Source organism: Caballeronia sordidicola (assembly GCF_002220365.1).
In the GTDB taxonomy this organism is placed as follows: Bacteria; Pseudomonadota; Gammaproteobacteria; order Burkholderiales; family Burkholderiaceae; genus Caballeronia; species Caballeronia sordidicola_C.
Genome location: NZ_MTHB01000159.1, coordinates 92,891 through 105,505 on the forward strand (window position 1 = coordinate 92,891; position 12,615 = coordinate 105,505).

The 12,615-nt window shown below is 56.0% G+C and carries 14 protein-coding genes; 3 read left to right on the top strand and 11 right to left on the bottom strand.

What is annotated here, in order from left to right; genetic code table 11:
* The first annotated feature begins 369 nt into the window (after positions 1 to 369).
* Entirely contained in the window at positions 370 to 681 is a 312-nt protein-coding gene (locus BSU04_RS23385; RefSeq protein WP_089162874.1) for a hypothetical protein, read from the top strand.
* A 345-nt stretch (positions 682 to 1,026) separates the two neighbouring features.
* On the opposite strand, the gene BSU04_RS23390 is transcribed toward BSU04_RS23385, so the two are convergent.
* The 6 genes from BSU04_RS23390 to BSU04_RS23415 all read right to left on the bottom strand — a co-directional run bounded on the left by BSU04_RS23390 (position 1,027) and on the right by BSU04_RS23415 (position 7,299).
* Positions 1,027 to 1,974: a hypothetical protein gene (locus BSU04_RS23390; RefSeq protein ID WP_089162807.1), complete on the bottom strand. Its 948-nt coding sequence runs from the start codon at positions 1,972 to 1,974 to the stop codon at positions 1,027 to 1,029.
* A gap of 6 nt (positions 1,975 to 1,980) precedes the next feature.
* A complete protein-coding gene (locus BSU04_RS23395) occupies positions 1,981 to 3,750 on the bottom strand; it encodes a ShlB/FhaC/HecB family hemolysin secretion/activation protein (protein ID WP_089162808.1) in 1,770 nt (589 codons plus the stop codon).
* Between the two features lie 23 nt (positions 3,751 to 3,773).
* Positions 3,774 to 3,875 (bottom strand): hypothetical protein, encoded by a 102-nt coding sequence (locus BSU04_RS48865; RefSeq protein ID WP_373452855.1) that lies wholly within the window; start codon positions 3,873 to 3,875, stop codon positions 3,774 to 3,776.
* Between the two features lie 217 nt (positions 3,876 to 4,092).
* The gene (locus tag BSU04_RS23405; RefSeq protein ID WP_256983248.1) at positions 4,093 to 5,847 is read right to left on the bottom strand and encodes a hypothetical protein; all 1,755 of its coding nucleotides are present in this window, start codon (positions 5,845 to 5,847) and stop codon (positions 4,093 to 4,095) included.
* Positions 5,848 to 5,956: 109 nt separating this feature from the next.
* On the bottom strand, positions 5,957 to 6,346 hold the full coding sequence (locus BSU04_RS23410) for a GtrA family protein (RefSeq protein ID WP_089162811.1): 390 nt from the start codon (positions 6,344 to 6,346) through the stop codon (positions 5,957 to 5,959).
* On the bottom strand, positions 6,343 to 7,299 hold the full coding sequence (locus BSU04_RS23415; protein WP_089162812.1) for a glycosyltransferase: 957 nt from the start codon (positions 7,297 to 7,299) through the stop codon (positions 6,343 to 6,345). The genes BSU04_RS23410 and BSU04_RS23415 overlap by 4 nt, the downstream gene beginning before the upstream one ends.
* Before the next feature lie 374 nt (positions 7,300 to 7,673).
* Between BSU04_RS23415 and BSU04_RS47840 the strand changes: the two genes are divergently transcribed.
* Positions 7,674 to 7,859, top strand: a complete 186-nt coding sequence (locus BSU04_RS47840) for a SymE family type I addiction module toxin (protein ID WP_144021326.1) — start codon at positions 7,674 to 7,676, stop codon at positions 7,857 to 7,859.
* Positions 7,860 to 8,053: 194 nt separating this feature from the next.
* Here the strand turns inward: BSU04_RS47840 and BSU04_RS23425 are convergent, their stop codons facing one another.
* Positions 8,054 to 8,785 (bottom strand): polymorphic toxin type 22 domain-containing protein, encoded by a 732-nt coding sequence (locus BSU04_RS23425; RefSeq protein WP_089162814.1) that lies wholly within the window; start codon positions 8,783 to 8,785, stop codon positions 8,054 to 8,056.
* A 305-nt stretch (positions 8,786 to 9,090) separates the two neighbouring features.
* On the opposite strand from BSU04_RS23425, the gene BSU04_RS23430 reads away from it, so the two are divergent.
* A complete protein-coding gene (locus BSU04_RS23430; protein ID WP_089162875.1) occupies positions 9,091 to 9,318 on the top strand; it encodes a SymE family type I addiction module toxin in 228 nt (75 codons plus the stop codon).
* A 45-nt stretch (positions 9,319 to 9,363) separates the two neighbouring features.
* Here the strand turns inward: BSU04_RS23430 and BSU04_RS23435 are convergent, their stop codons facing one another.
* From BSU04_RS23435 to BSU04_RS48560, 4 genes are read right to left on the bottom strand one after another with little or no spacing between them, the layout of a single operon-like run.
* Entirely contained in the window at positions 9,364 to 9,642 is a 279-nt protein-coding gene (locus BSU04_RS23435) for a hypothetical protein (RefSeq protein WP_089162815.1), read from the bottom strand.
* Positions 9,639 to 10,463, bottom strand: coding sequence for a hypothetical protein (locus BSU04_RS23440; protein WP_144021327.1), 825 nt, complete (start codon positions 10,461 to 10,463; stop codon positions 9,639 to 9,641). Before BSU04_RS23440 ends, BSU04_RS23435 begins: the two co-directional genes overlap by 4 nt.
* A gap of 27 nt (positions 10,464 to 10,490) precedes the next feature.
* Positions 10,491 to 10,841, bottom strand: a complete 351-nt coding sequence (locus tag BSU04_RS23445) for a hypothetical protein (protein ID WP_089162817.1) — start codon at positions 10,839 to 10,841, stop codon at positions 10,491 to 10,493.
* Positions 10,838 to 12,529, bottom strand: a complete 1,692-nt coding sequence (locus tag BSU04_RS48560) for a hypothetical protein (protein WP_089162818.1) — start codon at positions 12,527 to 12,529, stop codon at positions 10,838 to 10,840. Before BSU04_RS48560 ends, BSU04_RS23445 begins: the two co-directional genes overlap by 4 nt.
* Positions 12,530 to 12,615: the final 86 nt, after the last annotated feature.

Here is a 12,615-nt window from a genome sequence, read left to right on the forward strand (position 1 = left end):
AATTAGCCCGATGTTATGTGGCGGCCACTTCATTTACCTGGTGCATTTGGCGCACGCAACAGGCAGAAGAAAAGCTTATACAGACAGAATATGTCAATTTGATGAGATACGTGGGACAACGCATGGATGCACTGTCGTTGTGCGGTTGATGCTTCTGGTGGCGGAGGGAGATTGCGGCTTCGGCCGCTTCGATGACACCCAACGGGCACGGAGATTCTGCAATGCCTTTTTACCTTCGCGTATTCTGACGCTTAGGTTTGCTTGGCGAATGTGATGACGTATTGAGGCGCTTAGCCTTGATGTCAGGCACGTGATATGCGCGCAATCCTTACACCGACAGCAATGTCCTAATGAACTATGGGGGAGCTTGTGAAACTCGATCCGACTGCATGGTTTCCGTTGAGCGATTACACGCCGGTGCGCGACGGATGGTACGAGGTGCAACTCGCGAGCGGCGAAACAGCATTTGCGAAGTTTGGTACGGACGGATGGACCGAAAAACCGATGCTTGTCTTCACTCACTGGCGCGGCCTTGCTGGCGATCCGAGCAAGGTTGAGGGTGCGGAGACTATCGATGCTGAAGCGACAGCGGCGGAAGGGGTTAGAGCGGTTTGGGATACGTTCTTCCCCGGGTCAGGAGCGCAGCAGCATAAGCCGTTGGACGCGGGGCATAGCAAGTAGTAGCGGTGGGGTTTGATGACCCGGTGAGGGTCCATAGGCTGGCGAGCGTGGGTGGCTCGCCAGTTTTTTGTTTTGGGGATGCGGGTTGCGTTTGTTGCGGTGAGGTCGACTGGCACGCGACGTCTAGATTTTTAAGTTCTGCGCGTGGCTATTGTGCGGAAAAGATCCTATCAGTGTTGTGAGTTCGGGGAAGACGCAGCCTCAATGCGAATCCGGTACGAATAGTCCCAATACAGGACGGAGCCGATGATGGCAAGTAACACCGCGACTCCGAGAACTGAGCTCACACGTTCAATCAAAATTAGCATTCTTTATAGCGGCACTTGGTTAAAAATCACGCGAACGTCACAGCTCGGCCGCGTGAGACTTCAGTTCCTGGACAATGAAGCTCGACGCAATCTGGTTGAAAGCAATATCGGTACCCGCCAGCAGCGTAATCGGCACGCTCTGTCCAGCCATGGCATAGGTTGCGGCATACACCCCCACGTTTAGTTGTGCATAGGCAGATGCTGGCGCGTTCTCGTTCATGCCTGTCAAATAGGAGACGTCTCCTAACGTAGCGACCGTTCCGCCAAACTGCTGTTGCAGTTGCGCAAGAGTTTGTGAACTAGCGACCGCCCCGCTTTGCACGACGAGCACCGGCGCACTCGCGGTGATTTGCGTTGAATAGCGAATCGATCCGCCCGGCATTGCCACAGTGTCTGCGGCAAGCGCGTGCGCGACGCCGCTATCCGCATCAGTGGCCACGCCCGCAATCGATTGACCGGAGACATCCGATGATGTCAGCGTTGCCCGAAAGACATCGGCGGAACCGCCCAGACCGAACGTGAACCCAGTCAAATCCTGGTGGAACATCTGGATGTCGTTGCCAAGTCCCAACGTGCTGAAATCGCCTGCCGCCGTGACGATTGTCTGGCGTGCAAGCGTCGCGCGGTATTGTCCGATGACCTCGCTGGTTTGCGCGTTAAACACAGTGCTGCTCGCGGTCGATATCGACAGTTGCTCGCTTGCGACGCCCGTGTATTGAGAGGACGTGTTCTTGCTGCTGACGAAGCTGACATAACCCGTCCCGCCGGTCTGCAGAAATATCGCCGAGATGAATGCCGATGCAGAACTCGGTATGGACCCGCCTTTGGCGCCGCTGGTGCCGGTCTCGGACGCATTGTTGACGTTGCTGCTATTGCCGGTGTCCCCACCGCCTCCGCATGCTGCGAGCGCGCTTAGCGACGTGGCGACAGCTAACCTGCAGAGGGGCACAGCGAAATAGCCTGACGAAGTTTTTCGTGATGTCATGGTTGTTCAGTATTGGTAGATGACCTGGATGCCAGCGGTGGTGCGAGCGGTTGGATAATTCGATGGCTTGTACAAGGGCGTGCCCACGAAGAAGTCGTAGCTGACGGCACCGGCAACGCCGACTTTGCCGCCGCGAATGCCAAGCACCGCACCAGCGATCTGTTTGCCCAGCAGCGCGGCGACGCTGGGGCCGTACACATGGCCGTAATCAAGGCCCACATAAACGACCTGGCCGCTATTGCCCACAGGCACTTCAAGATCATTGCGCCAGTAGAAGCCTTTCTCCGAGCTCAGGAGATATTCACCATCGAACCCGCGCACGCTATAGAAGCTGCCGATGGAGATATCGTCGATATAAAACAAACGTTGATTCGTGAACTGCCCGCGAAATGTGCTCGCGTATCGAAACGGAACGTCACCGAGTTTGAACGGAACGGACAACGACGCATCGAGCGTCGCCATTTTGTAGAGATACGTCTGCGGGAGCTTCTGTCCACTGTACGGATCGTGGAGATCGCCTTGCGCGCCAAACCAAGGCACGCCTTGCTTGTAGGCGAGCGTCGCGTCGAGCGTGGCGCTACCTGCATGCTGACGACGCGTCAGGCCGACCTCGAAAAACGAGTTGTCGCGATGTTGCGCGTCAATCTCCGTATCTTCGATAAAGCTGCGTCCATAGCGGCGGGAAAGTTGTGCCTCGACGCCTGTCTTGCTGGTTTGATCCCGATACAACAACCGGTCGATACGGAAGTTGAGTGACTTCGTATCGCCTTGGGATAAGAACGTCTGATTCGCGCCCGCTATATGCTGGAAGTAGCTGCTTTTGTTGCCCGAGAGCGAAAAGTTCCAGTTCCCCCAGGGCACCGAGTAATACGCGTTCAGGCCATGTGTGCCGTATTTCTTGTCGGTGAAATAGAGGTCGTTCGAAACGCCAAGACTGAGAAGATCGTTAAGACCCAGCGGATTGTCGAGGCCGAATGTCGCCGTACCCTGAAACCTGCCGGTCTCGAGGGTTCCGGAGTTATCTATTCCCAACACGAGCTTCCACGGCTTTGAGCGCTGTACCGCGATGACGATGTCACTCGTGCCCGCAACGGCCGCCGGCTCGATCTTCATGTCTGCTTCCTGGCTCGCGATACGCTTCATCTGCTCCAGTCCCTGCTCGATGTCACGGAGGTTCAGCAAATCACCGGGACGGCTTGGGAACGCGGAACGCCACGTACCGCGGATGGTGGGATCGGCAAAGCGGATATCGTGGATCGTTCCCGGCAGCAGTTCGAAGCGCAACGTGCCCTTCGATAAATCTTGATCTGACAACAGCACGCGAGTCGTGACGAAGCCGCGGGCAAGGATCTGCGCGAGCACGCCCTTGCGCAGGAGTTCAATGCCGTGTTGCCCGACGCACTGGCCCGCGTACCGGTTTAGCCACTGGCGCGCGAAGGAAAACGCATCGTGTAGCGAGGCAGGGTCATTGAACGATTGGATGCGATCAGGGAGAGTCGCGGGGACGTCGAGCGTTATGGTGTCGAGTTTGAAACACGGCGCTTCCGATGGCAGGACAGCGGGGATCGGCTCGCTGCCTACCGGAAGCCGGACGTCCGGCGTCTGCCATTGGCGATCCCGCTCCAGCGCTCGCTCGCGTTCTTGCTGCAGTTGATCTTGCAGTGCAAAAGTACGTGCTGCTGCGGCTGCGTTTGGATCGGGTTGGGTCTGGGCAAGCGCAACCAAAGGCATCGCCAGCAGGGCCATCGTGATCGGGCCATATACGTGTCGCGACATTGTTATTGGTTGTGTATTTATGTTTATAGTTTTGGCGCGATGTGACCGGCGATCCATATCCATTGCGAACCGTCCCAATGCCAATAACCACCGACCCACGCGACACCGGGCAAGTTGGGCGACATCTCTGCGATGGGGGCAGGCTTTGGGGGTGCGTTTGGCGGTGCTGATTCGCATGCGGAGAGTAAAGTCGCGGCGACCGCGAGTAGCAGGCATTTGCGTAGACGAAATCTAAAAATATGTATTCCTAAATCTTAGAATAAATCGGAAACAAAACGATGTAGCGGCGTTAGCGAAATCGCGCGGTCACACTGGAATTCCCTATGCAGGGTTTTTCAAGTCCTAAAACTGAGCGAGACGGCACCATTGGTAGATAACAACACCCTTACCTATTCCCGCTCGATACGGGACACACGACTCCAAGTCAAGCGTGAACCCGTTGCGCTCAAAGATGGGCATTGTCTCTGCGGCCAGCGCGCGATTCTGCGTAGCCACGTCTTTTTCGTCATCGGCGCGCAAGCCCAAGCTGCACTTCGTCGAATCCCCGGAACCCGGGAGTACCGTCGCGTGCAGGTGAAGATGCGTCACGGCCCAACGAACCGCTGCGCACCCCCGATCACTGTTGGCTAGGCCCAGACGCGTCATGACCGCACTCATGGAAGCAACGTTGTCGATGCGCCAGTTGTAGGTGCCGTTCACGATGCCGAATGCCGGACCGTTGCGCTCCCTCACCCGGTCACGGATTCGATCTCCAAACGCAGCTGTTCCCGGAAAGCTGCTTTCGAGCTGCGTGAATGCGACATCGGGTGGAAACTGCGTGACTAGCCATCCCCAAGCGGTCGTGCCTCCCACGATGACCGCCGTGGTGCGTTCGGGTTGCGTGAGCGCCGGCAACTCGGCGTGATAGAGAGGATCGGACCATCCCTCGTGGCCCCACGTCCTGCCGCCGCCAGTGACAACGACGGCTGTCGCAACACCTATCAAGCCTACCGTTGCATAACGGGCCACCCGGGCGGACAGGAGATGATGGAGGAGCACCATCAGAACCAACGGTGCAAGCACCTCCGGCACGACGATATAGCGATAGATGCTGAACATCTTCATCCAAAGCACATAAGCGAGCGCCACGAAAATAATGAGCAAGCGCTGCCTGTTATCCATCGACGGTCGTTGTCGACCCGTGAAACGAGAAGCGATACCGACAATAAGCCAACACCAGAAAACCACATACACGATCGGCCAGATGATTTGCCGAATCGCCGTTTCTCCGACACGGTGAGAGTCAAATGTGAAGATAAACGGCCAGAAAATCGTCTCCGTGAGACCCTGCGGTAACCATCGGACGTCCCCAACCGCACGAGCCTGAGTAAGCGTGTTGTGGAAGATCGCTCCGAACTGCGGGTACAACGGGTTACCAAAAACCTCCCACATATGAAACATCCAGTAGCCGCCGGTAGCCGCCGTTCCCAGCAACACGCCTATGCCGAACAGGAAGCTCACTCGAAACCGGACCATTAACGTACTTGGATAGCTCAGGAGCGAAATGCATAACGCGATTGCGTAGACGGCATTGGTCAGTTTCAGGCCAACTCCGAGTCCGACCAGCAGACCGCTTCCGACCGTGACCGGAATGGCGCCGGAGGAACACTGCCCGGCGATTGCCCATTTTGAAATGATCAACAGGAGTCCGCTGAGTACGAAAAGCGCTGTGGTGTCGTCACCCATTGAGTTACCGAGGCCTGACAGGAAGTTCGCGGTCAGGCATCCCGCCAGCGCGATCAGGATCGGTACGCGATAACGGTCCTCGTCAGGCAACGCCGGGAGCGCGTGGCGCGCTATGCCGGCGATGAGAACAAACGTCAATCCATGCAACGCTCCCATTGTGAACCCGACGAGTCGGGATGGAAGATGTGTGTTCAGCAGATACAGGGCAACGTCCATCAGCGGATTGAAATACGACTGCATTCCCGCAGGTGCGAGATCGATGTCGAGCTTTCCGTAAATCCATGCGAATGGGTTATAGAGGTGATAGTTATACAAATCCCAATTGGTGTCGGCGCCGAGCCATAGCGAGTAAAGTCCGAAGCAGATGGGCACCAGGAAGCAAGCTCGGACCATTGCGCGTGACGAATTGAGATCCAGGTTTCTCAGTCGATGGAAGGTCCGACATGACAGTCCTCGGGTGTTATTTCTCATTTGATTTCTGTTAATTTCGCTTGCTGAAGACCCAAAGTTTTGCGGTCAGAAAATTAATCGCCATTCCGGCTATGGAACCCGTTGACACTGCGTATAGCGGCAACATCGCACTCTGCGGCACGGACATGACCACCGCGCTGTAGACCGCGTAATTGACGACTCCACCGCCCAGCATTGCGAGCAGATACCGCCACCATTCGGTCCATGCGCAAACATGTGGGTCTGCAGGGAAGGAAAAGCGCCGATTGATGCGCCATGTGATCCAGACTGCTGCCGTGAATGACCCGCCTCGTCCGAGGAAATATCCACTGCCTAAAGCGAGCGCCATGTACAAGACGCACGCATCGACGACAAGGCCGATCACGCCAGCTATCGCGAAATGAAGAATTTCTCGCTTCACGGATGGTCTTGGTCATTGTTGGAGTATGGCGCTTCAAACGCGAGATAGGCCAATCGCTTGGTTTCCGAACGGCCATGTGTGACCGCATCGAGCACGATTCCGCATACGAGCAAGATTGAGCCGAGCAACGTGAGCGCAGTGCACAGGACGGCAGTCGGGATTCTTGGGACGAACCCCGTCTCCACGAAAGTGGCGAACAACGGAATGGCGAGAATCACTGCGAGGAGGACGCAGACGAAAAACCCGACTGAATAAAATAGCAGCGGCCGTTCGACGCGGAAGAGCTTGATGATCATCGACAGGATGCGCAGACCGTCGCGGTATGTACTCAGCTTGCTGAACGATCCTTCGGGGCGCGACCTGTAGGTCGTCGTTGCTTCCCCAACCGGCATCCTTAATTCAAGCGCATGAATTGTGAATTCCGTTTCCGTTTCGAATTTTTTCGAGTGCGCGGGAAACGATTTGACATAGCGCCGAGAAAACACCCTGTACCCGGAGAGCATGTCCGTGAACGTTCGGCCAAAAATTAAACCGACGCACTGAGTCAGTAGTAGGTTCCCCAAGCGATGTCCGAGCCGGTAAGCCTCTCGTTCTTCTGTATGGCGGGGGGCAACGATCATATCCAGGCCTTCTGCGAGAAGTCTCTTGACGAGCTTTGGCGCCGCTGACGCGTCGTAGGTGCCGTCGCCATCAACCAGCACGTACGCGTCGGCGTTGATATCAGCGAACATGCGCCGGATGACGTTCCCTTTCCCGCGATCCGCGACACAGCCCACGATAGCGCCTGCCCCACGAGCGAGGTCCCCTGTGGCATCGCACGAATTGTTATCGAACACATAGATGGACGCGCCGGGTAGCGCAGCGCGGAAGTCGTGTACGACGGCCTCGATCGTCGATGCTTCGTTATAGCAAGGTATCAGGACAGCGATGCGTACGGGATCGGGAGGGGGCATTGGGGAGTTAGAAGGGAAACGGGTTACGGCTTAATGGCTTTTTTCTCACTAAGCGCGATCGCGGGAAGCGTCAACGGGGCTATCGTGATCGGGTGGTATGCGTATCGCTGAATTGTTATTTTGTGTGCCTGTGTGCTTATAGGCTTTGTCTCAAATGGCTCTCGTTTATATATTCATAGTAATGCTTATAATTTATCCTCCCGCGATGCGCGGAAAATTCTGGACATGCCTCAGAGCTAAGTGATCGCTTTGTTCGCACGCTAGCCAGAACTCGCCCGAACGCACGGAGAGGTGTCAGGATAACCGCGAACAGCACGTTTTTGACAGAAACGAAAGGTCAAAAAATGTAGCCCTCGATTACTGGTAGTTATTGTGTGAAACTGACGCCGACAGCAACGTCGTCGGCATCGTCTAGCCCAACGCAGTGGTCGCTGCTCACACAACGGCCTATCCCGCCTATCCGGCTCATGGGCCGATGGCTTGAGCAGGCTGGATTCAAACCCGATAGCCGCGTTTGCGTTCACGTCGAAGACGGCAGGCTTGTCATCACGTCAGCTTGAACCACGCTCAATAAACAACGAACCCGGCCATGGCCGGGTTCGTTGTTTATTGAAAAATGAATTTAATTATTAGCAGGGTTCCGATAAATGCGGCCACTGCACCAACACAAATCCAATACCCGATTTTTTGGGCGCGCGTCATCTTCGCCCACTGCTCTGGATTAGGTGCTCCGCCGACAGCCATATAGATATCCTTATTTGTTTCCAGTCATCTGTGCCCCATGCCCCCAAGGCAACACCCCAAAGCTCAAGGATGCGGGAGGACTCATTCCAAATTCAATCGCTGTAGAACCTCCATACGCGTGCGTGATTGCGCCAATAGCGTTAACACCGAAAGGAGTAGGTATAGAGATGAATACTTGATTCCCGTCTCCAGCTATGAAGTTATGCGCATCTTGCGCGCTGTTCGCACCGAAGATATAACCAACTGTAGTCGCAATACTGGGCGTGTACGAAACGGCAGACGGGTTTGTCATGGCGACCCCGCCCGACACATAGGTCGCACCATTGTAAAGATTCACAATACCAGATGCATTTCCCGACAATGCCCCGATGCTTGCAGTAACGTAGTCAGGTGCGAGTCCACGTCCATACTCACCAAATCCCGCAGAATAATCCCCCGTATTAAAGTTTGGCGAGAACGGCCCATTCGGATCAATCTTCGGCGCTGCCGCCTGACTGGTTGACGTTCGCCAGCTATACGGCGAGCTTGCGCCGCCCGTGTTCTGGGTAATCAGGTCTTGCAACGCCTTCGACGGCGTCGCCAACATCGACTGGTCTTGCACCAAATAATTCCCGGTGCTATCCGTCTCCAGCTTCATCCCCGTCGTGTCATAGACCGCGCCCGCAGGTGTGTTCGCATTCAACGGCACCACAACTACCGTTGCAGCAAACTCACCATACTGGCTATTGTCCGCAGCGCGCATGGAGTTCTCGATCTGCGCCGCCGTAATCGGCGATCCATCGGAGTTAGTCAGCCCTTGAGCCTTTGCCGTTGCTGCGATTTGCTGCGCCTTCGTTTTCTCAGGCTGATGAAGTTGTCTGTTGTAACGGTCAGCCAGCTACCGAAGGCGCGCCAACGGTTCGTGTCCGAGATGTTGGATGCCGTGCTGGCTCAGGCACAGCAGTAGGGAGAATGAAGCTGGAATAGAGAAGTAGAAGAAGCGCGGGTCGTATGGGCGCCAACCCATACGACCCGCTGACCACCACCAACTCACAGAAGGAGTTGACCATGGCTGACGCCAATCTTAAATCAAGCTCGCCCGTTACCGAACGCTTTATGGCCTGCGAGAGCGCCACTCGTTGGACTGACTACCCGCTGCACCGGACACCGCCCACGCAACGGCCTATCCCGCGTATCCGGCTTATGGGCCGATGGCTCGAACAAGCCGGATTCAAACCCGATAGCCGCGTCTGTGTTCACGTCGAAGACGGCAAGTTGATCATCACGCCAGCATGAACCAAGCTACACAAACAACGAACCCGGCTAAGGCCGGGTTCGTTGTCATTGCGACTTGTCTTGATCGTCGTGTTTGACTTGGTAGCTCTCCCGAGCTTTCTTGTACGAGTTGTCAAAGGGTTTAAGTCCGAGCGCCTTTGCACGAGATGCATATCCGCCAATTGCTGCGACTGGCAATCCAAGAACAACTAGGGCTAACGCTATAACACGCGGAAGAGAGTCAAGAGCGAGACCAAGGATCAACATTAGAAAGCCTAGCGCTATGAGGCTGATCCTTGCCCACTCTGTGATGTTTCCATCGACAATGAATTTGATCTTACTCATTGAAACTTCCCTTTTAGGATTCCCCACTGGGTATTTATCCAATCCTGAGCGTTTTGTGCCGCACCGCTGTTGCTGGTCGTATTGCCAAACTCATTGAATATCGGCGCGGCAATCGGATAGCGAGCTGTAATTGCACCAGTGACCTGACTAATTCCGTTCGAAACCGTGTAGCCGCCAAAGTTAGGAGAGGCAGCTTGCTGGACGCCATTCAGGAACCATGATCCGGCAGACGCCCAAACTGCGACTGCTTCAGCGGGAACCGAAACGTATGGAATTGGCAATCCTGCTGCGGCTAACGCGGTCGCCATTGCTGAAGCACGATCAAGCTGCGTCGCACCGAAGCCAGCCGTGTCCGCAACTTGCTGTTGCGAAGGTGTTTTGTACGCCATCCCACAATCACCCTTCGGACACATTGTCCCTGCATTCAATCCGTTCGTTCCATACTGCGGCCCGATCTGCGGCTGCGTGGGCGAAGCCGTGTAACCACTCACTATGCTCGGCACAGCGCCGGGTGCCGCTGACGCGTAGTTATTTACGATGTACGCCTGAAGCTGAGGATCAACCGCTGCGTTGGTCTGAGTCAGAATTGGCTTGCCGTCAGCGGTCAGGCCCGCGGACAACCAGCCTGCACCCGCATCGGTTGGCTTCTGACCGATCAGCGTATCGGGCGCGCCATTCTCGACCGTACCGTTGACCGTCGCGCCCATGATCCGCATTTGATCTTCAACCTGCGCCGCCGTGTATGTGCCGCCGCTCTTCGCTGCAATCTGCTGCGCAAGCGTCTTTTCTTCCGGGTGCAACTGGCGGTTGTAGATGTCCACGTCATAACTCGAATTCAATTTCCCCAACTACTTCCGCTTGCGCGATCGCTCAACTCGATCGGCGAACGCTGCCCCCAAAAGACACAGCCCAACTCCCGGAGCCAAGATTGTCAGGTCTGGCTCATGGGTTCCGAATGTGCCAAAACCTAATACGACAATCGACATCAGCGCCACGGCAGGACGGCCCAGCCACTTGATTATTTCGTGTGGCATGAACGGACGGCCTATCAAGCAAGCACACAAAACAAAAAAGAGCATCAAGCCAGCCTGGAACGCCGCCTTCGAGGTGTCCACAAAGTAGAGAAAGAAAAAAGCAAGCGCGTAAGCGGCCGCAAGCTCACTAAGATAAGCCGCTATATGGACGATCCGAGGTTTCATTGTTTGCGTCCCAGAATGTCGTTTATTGAAGGGATAACGAATGTCGACGATGTAGATTTACCCGCGCCTATGCCAGCGCCGAAACCCGCACCGGGGAAAATTTTCAAAGGTGCAGCGCCTCCAATGCCTCCGATAGTGCCATCGTCGCTGATGGCGAAATTGGCACCTGCCGACGCACCAAATCCGGCATTGAGCTCTGCATACCCGCCAGTACTGCTACCAGTAGTGATTGGCCCGTTACTGTGACCAATACCAACGCCACCTCCTACACCTGCGTACGCACCCGCGCTTGCCATGCCATTCGCTTGAACTTGGATAAACGGCGAAGTTTCCCTTAACGTCCCATTTGTTTGCAGGCCAACGCTAACTCCACCACCGGCACCGACGAAAGGAAGCATCACGGTTCCGGAGATTCCGGCAGAGTATTGTGTGTAAGCCTTGGTTGTCGAATCGTATGTGAGACCGGACGCATTCTTTGCGATGTAGCTTTGTAAACCCGCATCGCCAGAAGGCAACGACTGCGCCCACACCTGTTGTCCGGCCTGATTGACCCCATACTGAACCCATGTTGTTCCATCGTTCGGCTGGCTACCCACTGCAACACGGACGCTACCTAGCTCAGTCTGACTTCCTGTAGTCAAGTTCATTTGAGCCATTTGCTGCTCAATCTGCTGTTCCGTGTATCTTCCACCACTCTTAGCTGCAAGTTGGTTGGCGACTGCTTTTTCTTCCGGATGCAACTGCCGGTTGTACAACTGATTGTTGGACGCCGATCCACCGCCAGCCAATGCCCCTTGTGAGCCACCCGCCAGTGATCCGGCCGCCGCTCCACCTGCCGTCGCCACCACAACATTCAACGCATTCCTCGCCGCTTCCTGCGAACCCGGCGGCAATCCGCTGACCGCCTGATCGATGATCGGTTTAGCCAGCGCCGTCAGTGCATCGCCCGTCAGCGAGCCGCCAACTGCACCCGCGATGTTCCCGCCAGAGATCGCGGCACCAATCGCGGCAACCGCCGCGTGCATCACATCACGTCCGGGTTTGCCTTCGCCAAACACCTCCGGATTGCTTTTCGCAAGAGACCCTGCCGCCTCTGCCATCGCATACGTCGCGGTCTTCCCAAACGCCTGCGCGAACGCCAGATCGTTTTGCGTCTCCCGAAGGTTGAACGTGTTCTGAACCGTCTGGTTCGCGTTCGACGTGTCACGCGATAACCCCGCCGTGCTGTCCGTTCCGTTCGCGTCATCCGCCTTCACTGTGATCGTGCCGGGACTGATCGCCGCGTATGTCGAGCCGTTCTTCTTTTCGCTTGTTTGCGCGAACTGCGGACCGCCAATCGCAGGCCCGCTGCTCAGCGTTACACCCGCCGTCGAACTCGACGAGTCGAACGTGTTGTCGATATTGCTAAAGTCGAACGTTCCGGTCGTCAGGGTGTTTTTATCCTCTGCCGCCGGGCTCACAATTTGCGCGCCATTCAACTGCGTATGCCCGGCCACATTCACATTAAACCCGCCGTCACCCGCAACAATCCCCGTCTGCTGACCCACTGCATCGAAGTTGCTATCGATCTTCGTCCGGCTCGCGAACGCGCTGCCCGAGAGCCCGCCCGCGCCGAACGTATAACTCAAGCCACCGCCCGCGCTGCTCTGTCTCTCAGCGTAGTTAGACGTGTCCTTCTCACTGGTCATCGTCAAGTCGCGACCTACATCAACACCCACCGCATTGCCCGAAGCTAGCCGCGTTTGCGTTCACGTTGAAGACGGCAAGCTGATCA